The sequence below is a fragment of the Dyadobacter koreensis genome (assembly GCF_900108855.1).
Classification (GTDB): domain Bacteria; phylum Bacteroidota; class Bacteroidia; order Cytophagales; family Spirosomataceae; genus Dyadobacter; species Dyadobacter koreensis.
Map to the genome: position 1 here is coordinate 198,307 of NZ_FNXY01000003.1, position 17,881 is coordinate 216,187.

A 17,881-nucleotide genomic window follows, 5' to 3' on the forward strand; every position below is an offset into this window, starting at 1 on the left:
TTGCAAATTAATTAATCGTTAATGATTAGCCGTATTTTTGCTACCTGAATACCCAACTAATACCGTTCCAGAGTAGTTTCATTTTGTCAATGAAAAGTTAATGGCCCGAAATTATTAGGGCAATTAAAAAACATAACATACGTTTGTTACCAGTAAAATTCACTTAGCCAATTTAAACTCATGATGAAAAAACTCGTTCCGCTCTTATTAGTTATTTCTGTACTTTTTGCGGGCTGTAAAGGAGATGATGGTGCACCGGGACCTCCTGGCGCTGATGGATTGATCGGAACTACTTTTGAAGCCGAAAATATTAACTTCACAGCAGCCAACCAATACTCTTACACGATCAGATTTGCTGACGTGGCCAATTTGGAAGTAGTTGAATCAGATGCAGTTCTGGTCTATATTCTTTGGGAGGTAAACGGATCCACTCCTATCTGGCGATTATTACCGCAGGCAATCAACACATCTGTGCGATATAATTTTGATTATTCGCCGGTTGATTTCAGCGTATTTATTGATGCAGATGATCCCAGTTTTAATCTTGGATCGCTTAATGCTGCAACTTTGCAAAATCAGACCATTCGTGTGGTAGTGATTCCTTCTGACTTCAACGCAAGAAAAAGCGGCGCTGTGGATGTTAGCAATTACGAAGCTGTAAAAAATTACTATCACATCGACGAAAGCAAAATAATTAAATACAAAGCAAAATAAATTTCAGCCGGCAGCTAATGTCTGCTGTCCGGTCTGAAATCTTGACAATGTGAACAAAATCCGGTAATTTTTGCCGGATTTATTTTTTAATACACAATGAAAAACATACTCAACCTAGCTATTCTTCTTTTACTCTGTACCAACGTTATCGCACAGAACTTTAATGAGGAAACCGAAAAATTCAGGAAAAATTACAAGGAAGATTTTTTAAAATCGAAAAATTCTCCGTTGAAGAAAGACGATCTCTCCTACCTGCGGTTTTTTGAACCTGATTCTACCTACCGTGTTACTGCTGTGTTCAAACGAATTCAGAAAAGTCGTCCTTTTGAAATGCCCACATACAGCGATACCAACAAAACATATGTGAAATATGGCGAATTAAAATTCCGGCTTCATGGAAGAAAACAGTCGCTGACCGTTTACAGGAGTCTGAGTCTGCAAACGCTTCCGCAGTATAGAGATTATCTTTTTTTACCCTTTAAAGACAAAACGAACGGCGTAGAATCTTACGGTGGCGGTCGATATATCGATTTACGGACGGGAGATATTAAGGAAAATATTGTCATTCTTGATTTCAATAAGGCTTACAATCCTTACTGCGCATACAGCGACGGGTATCATTGCCCGATTCCACCTTCCTCAAATCACCTTTCTGCCAGGATAGAAGCCGGTGAGAAAAACTTCGGAAAAGAACATTAAGACCTTTTTTTTGGTTTTAGATTAATGTCAGACACGCCAAAACCATCTCACCGTAAAATTATCCATATTGACATGGACGCATTTTACGCGTCGGTTGAGCAACGGGATTTTCCACAATATCGAGGAAAACCGTTGGCTGTCGGCGGCTCGCCTACCGGTCGCGGCGTAGTGGCAACGGCGAGTTACGAAGCGCGGAAATTTGGTGTCCGCTCCGCAATGTCGTCCCGGCGAGCCATTCAGTTGTGTCCCGACATCATTTTTGTTTACCCAAGATTTGAAGCCTATAAATCTGTCTCCCGAAGTATCCGGGAAATTTTTGAGCGCTATACGGATATCATAGAACCGCTTTCGCTGGATGAAGCCTTTCTGGATGTTACGAATGACAAGCAAAACATCGGTTCTGCTTTGGAAATTGCTCAGCAAATAAAAAAAGCGATCAAAGATGAGTTGAATCTCACCGCGTCCGCTGGTATTTCCACCAACAAATTTGTTGCAAAAATCGCGTCAGATATCAACAAGCCGGATGGATTGACATTCGTCGGTCCTTCAAAAATTGAGTCATTTATCAATAATCTCCCGGTTGAGAAATTCTTTGGTGTAGGTAAAGTCACGGCTCAGAAGATGAACGGAATGCAGTTGTTCACCGGCGCCGATCTGCGAAAACTCTCAGAAAATGAACTGGTTAAACATTTTGGAAAATCAGGTCATTTTTATTTTAAAATCGTAAGGGGAATCGACGAACGGGAAGTTCAGACTCATAGGGAAACAAAGTCGCTTGGCGCGGAAGATACTTTCACTTATGACCTGGTGACGATCGATGAAATGCATAAGGAACTCGACCTTATCGCCGAAACCGTTTTTAATCGATTGCAAAAGAAACAATTAAAAGGGCGGACTATTACGTTAAAAGTAAAGTACAGCGATTTTACACAAATTACCCGAAATCATTCTTATCCTCACCCAGTCGGAGATTTTGAGACGATATTTAACACTGCAAAACAACTTTTAGAAAAAGTTGACCGGGAAGAAAAACCGGTCCGGCTGCTGGGAATTTCGCTCTCCAATTTCGGACAACCGGAAATAAAACCCAGAAAACCCCGAGATCCTGAACAGCTGGAATTATTTTAGTTTCCTGCAATAGCTTTATAAAAAATGCCGCTCTACTTACCTTAGCAAGATAAAGCGACATTCAATTAAGCCAGGTTAAATAAACTTTTTAGTACTTCACAATTTTCTTGGTAAGCGTTCTATCATCAAAAACTGCCTTCACGATGTACATGCCAGCCGCAAAATTATGGAGGTTGAAATTATAAATATTAGTACTAATCTCGCCATCGGGAAGTGTAATCCTTGCTACCTCCTGCCCGCTGATATTGTAAACCTGAATTGATCTCAATCCGGTTGGATGCGGATAAAACTGGACTGCTATTTCTCCACTCGTTGGGTTTGGCGTTACCAAAAATCCTGCTTCTTTCAAATTTGGATTAACCGTCACCGTCCTGATATTAATATCATCGAGATAAATATCATTTTCATTTCCATTGATATTCAAAAAAGCTATTATTACATTTCCCTTGCCGACAAAGTCGCTGATATTAAGCTCTTCTTTTCTCCATTCTTCGGAAGAAGGCGTAAACGCAGTTCTGGTAGCCGCTGTTCTCGTTACCAGATTCGGGCCCCATTTTTTATAAATACTGGTATAGCTATGTCCGCAATCTGTGCTTACCAATACTTGTAAAGTATCCCATGAGCTGCTGCTGAAATTGGTGGAATTAGTATAAGTGGCGGCAGCTACCTGGAACGAGACAAAGGCTGAATCGACCCCTGAAATATTAACCGACGGCGTTCTTAAATAATCCTTCTGGCCAATTGCCAAATAGTCAAAATTCCTCATTCGAGCTGCCCCGTTACCTGTCTTTGCAGCCACACTGGTTTTTTCCCAGGTTTGCTGGCCATCCGGGTTTACAATATCCCAGGCCGTTGCAGGGAACGTACCTTCGAACCCTTCACTAACTGGTGGAGAAGACGGCAGATAGTAAATAAAATCAAAAGTTTGGGTATCGTTTGAGGTATCTTCATCTTCCCCTCCATTTGGGCTCGCAGCTGTCACAGTCAACTGATGATCACCCTCAACCGTAGTCATTGATGGCAGCGTGACTAAAACTTCTCCATAAGTTTTTAACGATCCCGTCCAGCGGTAACTGGTGACAGGTCCATTATCGACACTTGCATTGATCGTCAGGGAAGTAAGTGTCTCACTGCCACGGTTCCTCAACAGCACCGCAGGTGTAAAGGTATTGCCACAAAGTCTTTGATCAGGCTGGGTAATCTGTTTTAAAGACGCATCCTTTTTCTTTAGATCCAACGGCTGACACCCCTTCGAATCACTAAGCAAAGAGCGATAGGTTGAATAGGCTGTTTCCATTCGCGCAACCTGCTCCACGGTAAACATTAAAAGACAATTGTCAGGAGAATAATCCATAAAATTCTGATACATAATGCCCGGAGAGGACGGACTGCAATTATCGGTCACAACACCCGTACGGCACACAGAAGTACTGTTTCCCTGATTAGGCGTATCGCTCACAAAATCAGTTCCACTGCAAGTTCCACGATCGTCACCCCAGATATGGTGCAGATTAAAATAATGTCCAATTTCGTGCGTAAGTGTTTTTCCCGCATTATAATTAGTTGCCGTTCCTCCCGGTAGACTATTGTACGCAATTACGACACCTTGTTCATCCTCTGCACCGTCGTCCGGAAATGTAGCGTAACCAAGCGTTTCATTGTCAAGAACGCAGACCCATATATTCAGATAACTATTCGGATCCCAGGCATCAGCTCCGCCCATTGCAGGGTGTTTCACAAAATTGTTTGTGTAATCAAATGACGTCTGAGTCGTATTATATCTGACTATTCCTGTTGTTGGTTCATCCGTCGGCGTACGTTGTGCAAGGCAAAACTGAATTCCTGACTGACCAAAAAGAGACTTAAAATAAGAAGGAATTCTTGCAGATCCGGCATTTAACCCCGCATAATCTTTATTGATTGTATCCAGCTGCGCCATAATTTGCTGGTCAGTCACAGCCGACTGATTGTTCATAACAATATGAAAAACGACAGGCACTGTCACCAATTCAGCAGTTTTAGATGATTTACGGGAAGCAATCCTCTGCCGGACCCTATCCTGGAACTGAACTTCTCTGGCGCTAAACCTTAGTTTTAGTGCGGGGTTGGCTTGGAACTTTTGTTCTAACAATTCCATCGTCCCACATTTTTCCTGCGCTCTTGCAAAGAAAGACAGCGTAACAAGAACTAAAACGACTGCGATACGAAGTAGATTTATGGCATTAAAATACAATTTTATCATTTCAAGGGTGCAAAGATTGACGAATCGTACTGATTTTCGGGTCTTCAGTTATACTAATTTCTTTCATGATTATTTACGACAAAAAAGCCCGGAATGATGCAAACCCCGAGCCATTTAATTGTAATTTAATATATGCAGTAGCTTTAATTATGCTGGATTGATGGTTATGTAACCGGTATGTTCATATTTACGTTCGCCACCTCTCGAATTAATTCTTCAAATTGATTCTATAAAACGGGCCATTTTAGCAATCCCAGCTTCATCTGGCAATTTTCCAAAACCCGCACCCAGATTATCGATAAGGTGTTTTTCATCAGAAGTTCCAGGAATTACACAATTCACGGCTTGGTTCGCAAGTATGTATTTCAGAAAAAACCGGGCCCAGCTGTTAATTTCGTAATCTGCTGCCCAGGCGGGCAAACTTTTTCCTTTGATGAGTTTAAATAAATTTCCACTATCAAAAGGTTCATTTATAATGACAGCAACTCCATGATCTTTCGCTGCTTTCAAAAGGCTTTTCTCTGCATTCCTGACTTTTATCGAATAATTAAACTGAACGAAATCGACGGCTCCTGATTTCACAATTCGTTCCAATTCCTCGTGTGCCGAAACTGCATAATGCGTAATACCAACATATCGAATTTTTCCTTGTTCCTTCCAGTCTTTAAGCGTTTTTATGTGCGTCTGCCAGTCCTGTAAATTATGAATTTGCATAAGATCCATTTTCTTCCGTTTCATTTTCCTGAACGATTCATTCATTTGATCAATTCCCGCCTGTTTACCGGTCGTCCAGACTTTTGTAGCATAAAAAAACTTATCAGCATTTCCTGAACCTGCGGTCAGGTCACCAATAACCTCCTCCGCTCTACCATACATCGGCGACGAATCGATTAGTTTTCCTCCCAAACTGTTCATACTTTTTAAAACCTGTACCAATCCCTGCCTTTCGTCGTCAGATTTTCCAACATCGAACTGAATCCACGAACCTAATCCGACCAAAGGCAGCTTTTCTTTTGAAGATGGAATTTCTCTAAGCATCATAGTCTGTTGATTGTTAGCCATTAACTCAGAAGCACTCAGAGCCACAGCAGAAGTTAATGTGCATATATGACTTAAAGCTTCTCGTCTGGATAATTGATTTTTCATATTTTTTATCTGTAGATATAAGAAAAGCGATCCTCAAAATAAGGTTTTTTAGTACCCGTTCCAACCTTTTCCTAATCTGCGGGTCTCAATACTATACGTAATTCTGGCTAAAACACAAAAACCGGGAAGCAATTTAAAATTAAAAACAGCTTTTTTGCGTTACCATATATCTTGTCTCACTTTAACAAAAGACGGTTTTGCTTCCGAAACTTTACAGAATGGCATAAAAACGTATCTTTGTGCCTTTATATAAAAAATGAAAACATACTTTCGATTATTATCTTTTGCCAGGCCGATTAAAAGATTCGCCATTCCCTATGTATTTTGTACCGTTCTAGGTGTAATTTTCAGTACATTACAGTTAGCACTTCTTTCCCCGCTGTTAAATACATTGTTCATAAGTGGATCCAGTAACGCAACATTACTTAAGGAGCCTAAAAGCTGGGTTGACATCACTGGCTATCTTAATTATTTCGCCCAGCAGATCAGTATTAGTTATGGTCCTTTTGGTGCTTTAAAATATGTTTGCGGAGTAATTGTACTTGCCGTTGTTTTGGGAAATGTCTTCAAATATTTTTCCCAAAGAATAATGGAGAACCTGCGAATCTATACCTTACTGAACCTGAGAAAGACAGTATTTAATAATGTCATGAACCTGCATGTCGGCTATTTTAGTAATCAACGGAAAGGTGATATCATTGCAAAAATCGCCTCAGACGTGGGCGCTGTTCAATTTTCAGTTACAGGAACCTTGCAGGTTGTTTTTAAGGAGCCTTTGCAGCTTCTTGCCTATATATTTATGCTTTTTTCAATTTCTTTCAAGCTAACAATTTTTGCTATACTGGTAATTCCGATTTCGGCTTTTATTATTTCTAAAATTGTAAAGCGCTTAAAGGAGCAAGCGGCTATGGCGCAACATATGTTTGGACTGATGATCAGCTATTTGGACGAAGCTCTCTCAGGAATTAAAATTATAAAATCCTTTAACGCAACAGAAGCGATTAAAAATAAATTTGATTCAGAGAATGTGCGTTATTCTGACCTGGGGAGAAAAATGGCTCGACGACAGCAACTGGGCGGCCCGGTTTCGGAAACTTTGGGTGTTGCAATGGTAGCTACTATTGTCCTTTATGGGGGCTCTTTAATCCTGAACAATCAATCGGACCTGACAGGACCCGCATTCGTATCATACATCGCGCTTTTTTCTCAAGTGATGCGTCCGGCAAAGGCGCTTACGGAATCATTTAGTAGTATTCACACAGGTATCGCGGCGGGAGAACGTGTTTTAGCATTGATCGATGAAAAGCCAGAAATCTCTGACGCTCCAGATGCTGTTGCGATAACTTCTTTCAATGATTCCATTCAGCTTGAAAACCTATCTTTCTCTTATTCAGAGCGTCAGGTATTAAAATCCATTAATCTTACAATTCCAAAAGGCAAAACGATTGCTTTGGTTGGGCCGTCAGGCGGTGGAAAATCAACGCTTATGGATTTAATTCCAAGATTTATCGATGCAGAAAGCGGTCGTGTGACGATTGACAACATAGATGTTAAAAAATTGAAAATGGAATCTTTGTGGTCCATGATCGGCGTCGTCAATCAGGAATCGATGTTGTTCAACGATACCATTTTTAATAATATCGCTTTTGGTATGCCGAATGCAACGCAGCAGGAAGTTGAAAATGCTGCCAGAGTCGCTAACGCACATGATTTTATTCTGAACACAGACAACGGATACGAAAGTAATATTGGTGATCGTGGAATGAAACTTTCCGGCGGCCAGAAACAGCGGATCTGTATCGCCAGAGCTGTTTTGAAAAATCCGCCGATCATGCTTTTGGACGAAGCAACCTCTGCTTTGGACACAGAATCAGAAAAACTCGTGCAGGATGCGTTAAACAATCTGATGAAGAACAGAACTTCATTGGTTATCGCGCACCGGTTGAGCACGATTCAGAATGCGGATATGATCGTGGTTTTGGAAGATGGACAAATTATTGAAACAGGCACGCATGCTCAGCTTATGGCCAGCCACGGTTTGTATAAAAAGCTGATCGATATGCAGCAGTTCACGGAAGCGTAAATGGATAGTCTGCCATTAATTTCTATTGCTTTATGTACGTATAACGGCGAAGAATTTCTTGAAGAACTCATGAATTCTTTGCTTGCACAAACGTATAAAAATATTGAAATTATTGTCGTAGACGACTGCTCTTCTGATAAGACAACTGATATTATCAAAGCTTACCGAGAGCGATATCCTTTCATTCATCTTTTTCAAAACGAGCAAAATCTAGGCTATAATAAAAACTTTGAGAAGGCTCTGAGCATCTGCTCGGGGGAGTTAATTGCGCCTTGTGACCAGGATGATATCTGGGACAAGGATAAGCTAAAATTGCAGGCCGAAGCGATACGAACCAACCAGTTAATTTATCACGACTCAGAATTTATTGATTCAGCCGGAAAGTCGATGAACCTGAAAATATCGGATAAATTTAACTTTTACAGAGGAAATCATCCCGCGCCATTTCTTTTTATGAACTGCGTTTCAGGGCATAGTATTCTGATGAAAAAGTCTCTGGTGAAACACGTTTTGCCGTTTCCTTCCGGTTTTCATTATGATCAATGGCTTGCCTACATAGCAACAAATATGGGATCGATTGATTTTCTTGAAAAGCCCTTGGTCAAATATCGTCAGCACCAGCACAACAGTACGGATCTTCTGGCAATAAGAACACCGAGAAAGAACAGTACCGAAAGAAAAATAGAGAAACTCAAACAGGAAAGCGACTGGTTAAAAGTTTGTATGGACCATAGTTCGGAAGAAAACTTCGAGCTTATTTCGACGCTTTATCAGTTAAGTCTGAAAAGAAACTCTTCCTTGGCCTCTCCGGATTATGGGTTCGAAATTTGGAAACATCAGGAGCAGCTTTTGTATCTGATGAAAAAAAATAAAGCCAGCCGGTTCTTTTATACAGTAAGAAAAATATGGGGAATAGGTATAAAACGTTTGTTTTAGTTTTTGTACAGGAAATTCCCTGCCGCCTGAAAGCGGTATAAAATAAGTAAGTATCCAAGATGAATCAACAAAATACACCCCTGGTTTCCATTGCGTTATGTGTTTATAATGGAGAGAAATTTCTCCGTGAGCAACTCGATTCACTTGTTAATCAAACGTACCGGAACATTGAAATTATTGCTGTTGATGACCGCAGCAGCGATTCCTCAATGGCCATCGTGCGCGAATACCAGCAAAGATTCCCTTTTATCAAAATTTTTGAGAACGAGCAGAATCTTGGCTACGTAAAGAATTTTGAGAAGGCGGTTAATTTATGCCAAGGCGACTTAATTGCACTTTCGGATCAGGATGATATCTGGGATCTGGATAAAATAAGGCTGCAGGTCGAGGGAATTGGTGACAGCCTTTTGATCTATCACGATTCTGCGCTGATCAATGAAGACGGATCCGATGCGGATAAGAAAATGTCGGATATCGTTAACTTGTATAGCGGCGATAACCCAAAAATTTTCCTGCTTTTCAACTGTATTTCGGGGCACAGCTGCATGATCAAAAAAGAGCTTCTTTCCTGGGCGTTACCTTTTCACAAAGACTTTTTCCATGACCAATGGCTCGCTTACGTGGCAGCAAATGTCGGGAGTATTGCCGTAATAAATCAATGTCTTGTTCAATATCGACAGCATAGTTCGAGCTCTACGGATATTTTGAACAAACGTAAAAAAGTTAACAAGAAATACCACGAGAACCGGGATATCGTCAAAATGAGAAAAGAGCTCAAATGGCTGAAACATTGCAACGGTTACAAATACAACAAGTATCCCGAGTTTGTAAACAAACTTGTTACGTTGTTCGAAGAACGCCTTGACACTTTCTTTTCGTTCGAATACTCGAATTTGCTGCGTGAAGATTATGATTCATTGTATTACATTCCAAGATACAGAAAGTCAAATAAAAAGGGATTTATTAACCGCCATATCTGGGGTATGAGAGCCAAACTTCTTTGGACCAGGATCTTCGGGTAATTATTTCCTAATCCCTAATTTCTGCTCCACCAGATGAACGTAACCCTTGAAAAACAATCTTAAAGGCATTTTACCAGATTTACCGACAGTCAAAAGCATCCGGTGAATCTGGTAAAATGAATATTTCCATTCGATCATTTGCTCTACCAGATTTTTCAGAGCGGCCTTTTCTGTATCATATAGTTCCATATCGGAAATGTCAGAAATAGTCAAGGGCAGGCTCTTTGTCCATTTTCTGTGGACCTTTAAAATTTCGTTCAACCAGCTGCTGTTAAAATTCCCTTCCGAAGCATGTTTCATCAGAACATCATACACAACAACGATTTTATGTTTACCATAAATATTGAGACAAAAATCGATATCGTAGCCATGGAAACCTTTCAACAAATCTTCATCGAACGGCTTTTCGTCTAAAATTTCTTTTCTCGCACAAAACCACAAGCCATCTACGCAGATAACCTCTGAAATTTTCTGGTCATAAGGATTGTGATAAGCGAGTATTTCATCTTTATCATCAAGCTTGAAACCCTGTAAAAGATTCTGGAAGTAACGATCGACCGATTTATATTCAAGACAATACCAACCAGACGGCGTAAGAGATTTATATCCACCACCGGCGACGCCAACGACACCGATTTCAGCCTTGCCGGCAAATTTATCCAGTACAAGTTTCCCCCAGTCCGACGTATCAATCCGGATATCTTCATGCATGAAACATATAATATCATACTTTGCATTGTTTCTGCCTATGTTATAAAGCTCACAAATACCTTTCTTCCCATCGCTATTATCAAATGAAATAATTTCAAACGGGACGCCAATGGTTTGCTCGATGTTGCGAGAAACCAACCTTAAATCATTTGCGTTAGCCGAACAGATTACTATGGATATCATTTATTTTAGACGGTTTGAAAAAGTAAAATTATTGTCAGCTTATCCTGTGTGATAAGGACGAGGTTCGAGATGCTGAATAAATTATTTGTTGTTTTTAATACCCTTATCGATTTTCGGCAGTACGGATTGATACGTTTTCAGGTCCAGCATCTGTTGAAGCCGCTCTTTATCAGGATATGGTATCTCAAAACGAGGCTTATCAAGCGCCGATTTATCATGCGTTTTGTAATAAGCGGCGACGTTACTCACTTCTAGTGACATCAAAGCATACTGATTTTTCATATCGATAACATCATCAGCAAAACGTAGTTTGTGAGCCTTGTACAGTGTGATGTAAAAAGAAAGGCCAACAGCGAACATTAGCACCCAAACCCGGGCATTTCGTTGAAATTCATCCAGTAAACGAACCGAAAACCAACTCACACTGATAAGTCCAAGCGTAAGAAGATCCCTATACCGGGAAGTTACCTGAGCAAGTTCATGGCCTCGTCCATAGGAAATAGCCAAAACCTGAGCCATGGTCCAGGCAAAGCAGGCTGTCATCAACAAGTCAAATCCAGTAAAACTTTTCCTTATCAACAAAATCGGAATGCCTATAAAAACCGGCAGCCAGAGAGGTACAGCCAACCATCGGTTGAGCCTTGAAGGCCAGCTTAGCATCCTTGTAAATCCGTCAAAAAACTGATTAAAATCGGTCGCATGAAGCCTTTCATGACCGTCAACATGGGAAACCATCTGATATCCCGTAACGGCTACTACTAATAAGAGCAAAACAAAAACAAGGGTCAGCAGATAATTCCGGCGATCGACGATGCTGTGAAAAATATAAATCCCACACGCGATCAATGGCAAAAGCACGCCAGATGCCATGGTTAGAATACTCAATATACTTAGGGATATAACGCCCGTAAAAGCCCAGACATTTTCCGGTTTGAATGTTGCAAGCGTAAAACCTGACAACGCAAAAAACATCAAAAAGAAAAACTGGCTTTGGAAACCGACCAGGATATTCTCCCAGCCAAACGGAAGGACAAATTGCGAAATAATGATTGGCAGGACAAGCCATCTGAGTCCATACAATTCGTTTTTAAAGCGCATCAGCCAAACCAGAAATACGGGAGTTAATGCTGCAATAAATACATTTACTCTCGCTTCGTTCAGATTGCTCCAAACACCTGTAAGTTTGAAGCAGAGCAATGTCACTATCCTTGTTGGAAAAACGCGGTGCTCATTGTGCGCGAGCCAGAGATTTGAAATTTTGAAACGTCCCTCTACCAGCGGCCTGACCACATCTTCCCCCTCGGCGTCCCACTGATCCCAGAACGGAAATGACAAACCATATTTTTGAAGATACCACCACCGCGGTATAATGATTACAGCGGCAAAGATAACATAAAATAAAGCGTTCAGGATTTCTTTATGTTCTTCGATTTGCTGGCGCCATTTAAGCTGAAAGTCTTTATTATACATTTTAGAAAATCATACTTTTCATGACAATTCACCTTGATGATGAAATTGCTGACAGTTGGCTTAAAACAAAAAGTTGAAGATAACGCACAACCCGGGTTATCTTCAACTTTCGTCGGTTAAAATCTATATTTATTCTAACGAAACCGTTTTGCTATAAACAAATTTACCAGAATAATTCCAGCGATCGCACAGGCAACTCCTGCCAAAACATCCAAAACATAGTGGTGACTTGTGTAAACCGCTGCAAACCAGATCCCGGGCAGTGTTATTCCAATAATGATCGTCAGCCCTAAACTGATTTTGCTTTTTATTGCATAGTATAATGCGATCAGCGGATACGATGAGTGCAAAGACGGCATTGCAGCGAACACGTTTGAGCTTTTTTCGTATATCGACTTAAAAATCCCGACATTAAAGAATGAATCAAATCTTGACAACCCCGCCGTGTTTCCCGGTGTGTTTGCGATAAATTCAAAACCATATTGCTGGCTGTACCAGGGCGGAGCAGCAGGGTACAGATAATAAATCACAAAACCAATGAGGTTTACCAATAAAAAAGTAAAAGCGAAACTGAAAAACTGAGAACGATTTTTAAAAAAAAGATATCCCGCCAGTGACAATGGCAGAGGAATCCAGGTCAGATAAAACAAGCCGGACATTACATCCAAAAAGGGATGCTGATGTTTGATCCAGAATTCATTTGGAGTCAACACCGTAAGGCCGGATTTAATACCAAAAATCGATTTTTCAAGATCATATAAACTTTTAATGTGCACCGTGTTATAATTATAATTCGGGAAAGCCTTCATATAATCAAACAAAATCCAGTACACAATGAAGATAGAAAATGCGGTAATGAATTTACGTGTTGCGTCGGAAAAGAAGTAAAATCCGTTGGTTAGTACTAATAAAACAACCTGCTCACTACGGAAGCCGATAAGATACCTTGATAATAAAAGATAACCCGCGGATAATCCCAGCATCATCAGAATTGCTTTCGGGCCGTAAAAATCGCTTTTCGTAATACTCGTTACCGGGCTTTCTAAATTGTTAATCATCTTTTTTATTTAAAAAATCGGAGCTGAAAACTTTGTCCCACAATGGAGAACTCACTCCATATCCTTTGGAGGCGTCATCATAGTGATGCAACATATGATGTTTTTTCAGTTTCTTCCAGAATTTATTTTTAAAATTAGCATGATGCAGCATGTAATGTGTCATGTCGTAGAACAAATAACCCGTCATAAATGCTGAAAAAAATGCTGCCAGCGGCCCCGTTTCCAGAAAAAGCGAGAACAGAAAATAGAAGGCGGCCGATAGTGGTATACTTACCGACGGAGGCATCACCAGCCTGTGCGCATCACTTGGGTAATCATGATGAACACCATGAAAAATAAAATGGATTCGTTCCAGCATTTTATTTCCCTTCTTGGGTTCCCAATGAAAAACAAAACGATGCATTACATACTCCGTCAATGTCCAGATAAACAAACCTAAAAGGTAAAATTCGGCAAATTGTACGGCAGAAAGCTGCTGCTCCCAGATTGCTTTCCAGCAGAAATAAATAATTACCGGAACAAAAATGAATAATGGCACAGAATAGTGCACTTTCGAAACGGATTCTAGGAGATCGCTTTTGAACATCCTAACCGATTCTTTGGAGTTGGATACATAGTTCTTGGGCATGACAACATCAGGAAAATTTAGTAATTCTTTCGACTACGGTTTTACCAGTTGAGGGATCAGTACCTGTAACTTCTATATATTTAACGTTGGGAACCCAGAAAGTTCCTCCATCGATTCTTACAAAAATTTTGGTCAGCACGCACTGTTTCTGGTTGATCTGCATGAAAACCTGATATTTGTTGTTCGTACCTCTTTTTAAATATAACGGAGTTTTAGCGTAGGCAACTGATTTTAACTGGTAATAATCTTTACCGGATTTTTTCACTACTATACCGTAAGCAAATTTGCGCTGAACATAGTTCAATTCTTTGCGCATTCCTCCCTCGGGATAACGGATCCAGAAAGGGTGAACCGGATTTTCTTCATCCAACTGCCCCTTGTCATTAACATTAAGTTCATAACAGATCGTGTTGGTGTTAGGATCTCTTTGGATGTAAAAGAGAAGATTAGCAACTCTTGGAACCGGGAAAGTATCAACAGGCATGACAGCTACGTTCTCCCCATTTTTTTTGTCAGCAAACGCGTTGTCAGTTGTTGCAAAAAATGCAAACAAACTAACGATTAATAGAAATCTCATCGGAATCTTTTTTATCCAATATTTTTTTTACACTTAACAATCGATTAACAGCGGTGATATTGGTGAGAACAGCCATGATTGTAATGGGAATTGTAAAAATTGACATTGTTTCAAATACATGGAAAGGTATTCCGGGAATAAATAATTTATAATCCCCACCAATATAGTTAGATGCCACGCCGCAGGAAATTGCGGAAATCCCTACCAAAACAACCCGTTCAGGACGTTGCATTAACCCTTCTTTACATTCAACCCTGAGGCCTTCTGCCCTGGCGCGCGTGTAGCTTACCATCACAGATCCGATCAGAGCAATAAAAGCAAACAGCGAACTAAAAAAATAGTGATGACCAACCAGATAATAACAGATTCCCAGAAACATCACCATTTCGCTGTATCTGTCCAGAACAGAATCATAAAAAGCTCCGAAAGTTGAGCTCATATTCCCAAGTCTGGCTACTTGCCCGTCGAGCATATCAAAGATTCCGGCGAATAAAACCAGAAACCCAGCCCAGCCAACGTAGTCAAAATCTCCCCTGTTTCCTTCCTCAACTCCCAAAATAAAAATCACGGCAACCCCGATATTCAGGATTAAACCAATGGTTGTTACCATATTGGGAGTTAGTCCGGCTTTGATTAAAAACCTTACAAACGGATTGATTACTTTATATATACCCTGTTGCAAGGCCACCCTTAATTCGTCCTTATTCATTTTTTTACCTTTATACTAAAAATCCAACTTTACTCTTGCCCTAATCCCCCATTCTGAAACATTAGGGTTGTCAAGATAGTTGAAGCGCTTAACCAAATCAACTCTTAATAATTTAAAAATGTTCGCGATCCCTACACTTCCTTCCATATAGGGTTCTTTATTAAGAGAATAGGTGGCCGATGTTCCGTCATCATTTCTTAAAAAGCGGTACAATTCGGGGTTATTTGCCGGATTATTTTCATTTCTTAATCCACCATAAAGTCCTTTGAACGCCACGACTTCTCTAAGCTTCAATCTTTTTAACAAAGGTATTTTATTAAACAGAAATCCGTTCAGATAATATTCGACACCCAGACTTGCGTAGTGGTCACTGACAAACTCTAAAAAGTTCATCAGGTTGTAAGAACTTAGCTGATACGCATAACTCTGGTTAGCCCGGTGGATCGTCAGTAACGGAAAAGGAATATTTTTTCCAATCAGATAACCGCCTTCGGCAGTCACGTCCGCGTAACCAAACTGAGAAAGGAAAAAGCGTTTGGCGATGTTTCCGGTGAAATTATGATAGCTCGTTTCCCCGTCAAGAAAACCTTTGATCCCGGCCGCGTACCGGAAAGTGAAAACAGGATATTTATTAGGGATCGGAATACGATATAATTTTCCCTGATAGTATTGTTCTTTCGGCGCATACCGAAGTTCAAGACTCACCTCAGAATTTGACAATTTAGGAATATTGATCAATCCATCGCTTGTGGTATCATAGCGTTGGTATACCAAGGCACCAGCCGGACTTTGCGCCCACTGTGTAAAACCTAATTTATAGGAAATGCGGCTTGGAAACTCACGAACGTATTCGAATTTATAAATATCATTATAAAGCCAGCGATCATTGTTTCCTCTTTTAAATGACAAAAGGAAATTGTCCTCCTGAACGAACTGCAATTCCTGGCCTGGAATCTTGGTATCGTGCTGATAACTTACCCGGAAATAATGGAGCGGAAAATGATAAACGGATTTATTGTTCAGCGAATAGGTACCGCTGACAAAATATTTCCATTTCATATCCTTAAACCCATACGCAGCGTAGGTTTCAAAGTAAAGCCGTTTGCTAAACTGAGGCGTCGTTCTTCCTCCGAAACGTAATCTTAACCCTTCAACCGGATTAAAACTATAGAATGTATTAACCGGTCCGATTTCAAGCGGCCCAAGTGTTTTATAGCCAGCAAACAATAACGTACCGATATCCATTGTACGTTTAAAAGATTTAATTGTCTGAAGTGTATCTACATTTTTATATATCTCCACTTCCCTTCGTTCCAGCGGGATATGTCTCGAGTTCACCCAGAAGTCAGGATTCTTCTTTTCATCAGGGTTGTACATAATCTCCTCAGCAGGCCCCTGATAAACGCTGTCCTTCTGCGCTCTATTTATCTCATAATCTCTGAATGTAACCGTCCGCTCTCCATATAGCCCTCCCCCTTTATCTCCAAAGGCGAATTCCATTCCAAGCGTGCTCTTGCTCATGTGATACCTTCCATCCGAACTTTTCTCAAATTCCAGCTTGGCTTCAAGGTCGCGCATAAAATTCAGGTTAATATCCTTATTTACTGTCAGATACGCATGCTGAACTCCATAATGCCCATCGAGCGTAACATAAAGTTTTCCCTGAAAAAGAAGATCGGTTTTATTACGAGGAATGAAGCTCAGTTCGACCAGCCAAGGCTGCTGGGTTTTGATTGTATCAGTAATAAAAAACTTGTAAAAAGTAGGAGCACTATTGGCTATCGGGCTCAATAACAGATTGGTAACGACAGAAATATTGTTGTTGTAAATATTGATATCTTCATAAAGCCTGTTGAAATACGTGCTTAAACCATCATTATCAATAAATCGTGCATCGTATTCTGCACGTTGATCCGCCAGAACTCTCTGCTTTTTCTTGTATGGATTTTTACGAAAATATATCTGCGAAAGACGTTCTCTTAAATAAGCAGGCAGCATATTCTTGCCTCCAATGGTGCTGGAATCTTGTTCAGTAAATAGGAACTGGTAATTTCTAAAAATTCTTTTCTCCCTGAATTTATCAGATAAGTTACTCAGTGCCAGTGATATTTTTTCGTATTGTTCATACTGCACATAATCATTAGCCTCCATCTGATTTTCCTTCTTATGGTCAATCACTTTCTGGATCAGCTCAACCGCAGGGTTGTTACGATTTCTATATCGCGCCTTCCCTTTGATGACTACCTCGGTCAGCATGGAAGTATTGACACTCAGTTTTACATTGATAACCTGATCTTTACCAGGCTCGATGGTTCTGACAGCGGTATTATAACCAATATAGCCAAATTGAATCTTTGTGTAAGTGCCTTCGAGTTTGATGGCATAACGGCCTTCGTCATCAGCCAGCGTACCGATAGTGGTGCCTGGAATGAGAACGTTCGCATAAGGCAAAGTCTCCTTAGATGCAGAATCTGTAAGTACTCCCCTGATGATTGTAGTTTGTGCACTGACAAAGTCTGCTCCAAACAGAATCAGGAAGAATACAGCAACTATTTTAAATCGTACTATCATTTCT

The 17,881-nt window shown here is 40.4% G+C and carries 15 protein-coding genes; 6 read left to right on the forward strand and 9 right to left on the reverse strand.

The features are described from left to right. Positions 1-180: 180 nt before the first annotated feature. From BMY70_RS09565 to dinB, 3 genes are all read left to right on the forward strand, one after another. A complete protein-coding gene (locus BMY70_RS09565) occupies positions 181-714 on the forward strand; it encodes a hypothetical protein (RefSeq protein WP_090334958.1) in 534 nt (177 codons plus the stop codon). A 96-nt stretch (positions 715-810) separates the two neighbouring features. Beyond that, positions 811-1,413, forward strand: a complete 603-nt coding sequence (locus BMY70_RS09570) for a DUF1684 domain-containing protein (protein WP_090334959.1) — start codon at positions 811-813, stop codon at positions 1,411-1,413. A 24-nt stretch (positions 1,414-1,437) separates the two neighbouring features. Further along, positions 1,438-2,541, forward strand: a complete 1,104-nt coding sequence (dinB, locus tag BMY70_RS09575; protein ID WP_090334960.1) for a DNA polymerase IV — start codon at positions 1,438-1,440, stop codon at positions 2,539-2,541. Positions 2,542-2,629: 88 nt separating this feature from the next. On the opposite strand, the gene BMY70_RS09580 is transcribed toward dinB, so the two are convergent. Together BMY70_RS09580 and BMY70_RS09585 are read right to left on the reverse strand one after the other, a co-directional pair. After that, positions 2,630-4,783, reverse strand: a complete 2,154-nt coding sequence (locus tag BMY70_RS09580) for a M43 family zinc metalloprotease (RefSeq protein ID WP_229209552.1) — start codon at positions 4,781-4,783, stop codon at positions 2,630-2,632. A gap of 216 nt (positions 4,784-4,999) precedes the next feature. After that, positions 5,000-5,929, reverse strand: coding sequence for an aldo/keto reductase (locus tag BMY70_RS09585; RefSeq protein ID WP_090334961.1), 930 nt, complete (start codon positions 5,927-5,929; stop codon positions 5,000-5,002). Between the two features lie 256 nt (positions 5,930-6,185). On the opposite strand from BMY70_RS09585, the gene BMY70_RS09590 reads away from it, so the two are divergent. From BMY70_RS09590 to BMY70_RS09600, 3 genes are read left to right on the forward strand one after another with little or no spacing between them, the layout of a single operon-like run. Further along, the gene (locus BMY70_RS09590; protein WP_090334962.1) at positions 6,186-8,012 is read left to right on the forward strand and encodes an ABC transporter ATP-binding protein; all 1,827 of its coding nucleotides are present in this window, start codon (positions 6,186-6,188) and stop codon (positions 8,010-8,012) included. Continuing rightward, on the forward strand, positions 8,013-8,948 hold the full coding sequence (locus BMY70_RS09595) for a glycosyltransferase family 2 protein (RefSeq protein WP_090334963.1): 936 nt from the start codon (positions 8,013-8,015) through the stop codon (positions 8,946-8,948). Between the two features lie 59 nt (positions 8,949-9,007). Then, a complete protein-coding gene (locus BMY70_RS09600; RefSeq protein WP_090334964.1) occupies positions 9,008-9,970 on the forward strand; it encodes a glycosyltransferase family 2 protein in 963 nt (320 codons plus the stop codon). Here the strand turns inward: BMY70_RS09600 and BMY70_RS09605 are convergent, their stop codons facing one another. From BMY70_RS09605 to BMY70_RS09635, 7 genes are all read right to left on the reverse strand, one after another. After that, a complete protein-coding gene (locus BMY70_RS09605; protein ID WP_090334965.1) occupies positions 9,971-10,864 on the reverse strand; it encodes a glycosyltransferase in 894 nt (297 codons plus the stop codon). An 81-nt stretch (positions 10,865-10,945) separates the two neighbouring features. After that, complete coding sequence (locus BMY70_RS09610; protein ID WP_090334966.1) at positions 10,946-12,334, reverse strand: hypothetical protein; 1,389 nt, start codon at positions 12,332-12,334, stop codon at positions 10,946-10,948. 134 nt (positions 12,335-12,468) lie between these two features. Continuing rightward, positions 12,469-13,392: a phosphatase PAP2 family protein gene (locus BMY70_RS09615; protein ID WP_090334967.1), complete on the reverse strand. Its 924-nt coding sequence runs from the start codon at positions 13,390-13,392 to the stop codon at positions 12,469-12,471. Beyond that, positions 13,385-14,020 carry a sterol desaturase family protein gene (locus BMY70_RS09620; RefSeq protein WP_090334968.1) on the reverse strand — a complete coding sequence of 212 codons (636 nt, stop codon included), beginning with the start codon at positions 14,018-14,020 and terminating at the stop codon, positions 13,385-13,387. Before BMY70_RS09620 ends, BMY70_RS09615 begins: the two co-directional genes overlap by 8 nt. Before the next feature lie 7 nt (positions 14,021-14,027). Beyond that, positions 14,028-14,597, reverse strand: coding sequence for a DUF4833 domain-containing protein (locus BMY70_RS09625; RefSeq protein WP_090334969.1), 570 nt, complete (start codon positions 14,595-14,597; stop codon positions 14,028-14,030). Beyond that, entirely contained in the window at positions 14,575-15,306 is a 732-nt protein-coding gene (locus BMY70_RS09630) for a CDP-alcohol phosphatidyltransferase family protein (RefSeq protein WP_090334970.1), read from the reverse strand. Before BMY70_RS09630 ends, BMY70_RS09625 begins: the two co-directional genes overlap by 23 nt. A gap of 15 nt (positions 15,307-15,321) precedes the next feature. Then, a complete protein-coding gene (locus BMY70_RS09635; protein ID WP_090335479.1) occupies positions 15,322-17,877 on the reverse strand; it encodes a DUF5686 and carboxypeptidase-like regulatory domain-containing protein in 2,556 nt (851 codons plus the stop codon). Positions 17,878-17,881 lie beyond the last annotated feature (4 nt).

Coding starts and splice junctions, on each gene's coding strand:
- BMY70_RS09605 (WP_090334965.1), bottom strand. CDS start 10,864: ATGATATCCATAGTAATCTGTTCGGCTAACGCAAATGATTTAAGGTTG.
- BMY70_RS09585 (WP_090334961.1), bottom strand. CDS start 5,929: ATGAAAAATCAATTATCCAGACGAGAAGCTTTAAGTCATATATGCACA.
- BMY70_RS09635 (WP_090335479.1), bottom strand. CDS start 17,877: ATGATAGTACGATTTAAAATAGTTGCTGTATTCTTCCTGATTCTGTTT.
- BMY70_RS09610 (WP_090334966.1), bottom strand. CDS start 12,334: ATGTATAATAAAGACTTTCAGCTTAAATGGCGCCAGCAAATCGAAGAA.
- BMY70_RS09590 (WP_090334962.1), top strand. CDS start 6,186: ATGAAAACATACTTTCGATTATTATCTTTTGCCAGGCCGATTAAAAGA.
- BMY70_RS09570 (WP_090334959.1), top strand. CDS start 811: ATGAAAAACATACTCAACCTAGCTATTCTTCTTTTACTCTGTACCAAC.
- dinB (WP_090334960.1), top strand. CDS start 1,438: ATGTCAGACACGCCAAAACCATCTCACCGTAAAATTATCCATATTGAC.
- BMY70_RS09615 (WP_090334967.1), bottom strand. CDS start 13,392: ATGATTAACAATTTAGAAAGCCCGGTAACGAGTATTACGAAAAGCGAT.
- BMY70_RS09630 (WP_090334970.1), bottom strand. CDS start 15,306: ATGAATAAGGACGAATTAAGGGTGGCCTTGCAACAGGGTATATATAAA.
- BMY70_RS09600 (WP_090334964.1), top strand. CDS start 9,008: ATGAATCAACAAAATACACCCCTGGTTTCCATTGCGTTATGTGTTTAT.
- BMY70_RS09595 (WP_090334963.1), top strand. CDS start 8,013: ATGGATAGTCTGCCATTAATTTCTATTGCTTTATGTACGTATAACGGC.
- BMY70_RS09625 (WP_090334969.1), bottom strand. CDS start 14,597: ATGAGATTTCTATTAATCGTTAGTTTGTTTGCATTTTTTGCAACAACT.
- BMY70_RS09620 (WP_090334968.1), bottom strand. CDS start 14,020: ATGCCCAAGAACTATGTATCCAACTCCAAAGAATCGGTTAGGATGTTC.
- BMY70_RS09565 (WP_090334958.1), top strand. CDS start 181: ATGATGAAAAAACTCGTTCCGCTCTTATTAGTTATTTCTGTACTTTTT.
- BMY70_RS09580 (WP_229209552.1), bottom strand. CDS start 4,783: ATGATAAAATTGTATTTTAATGCCATAAATCTACTTCGTATCGCAGTC.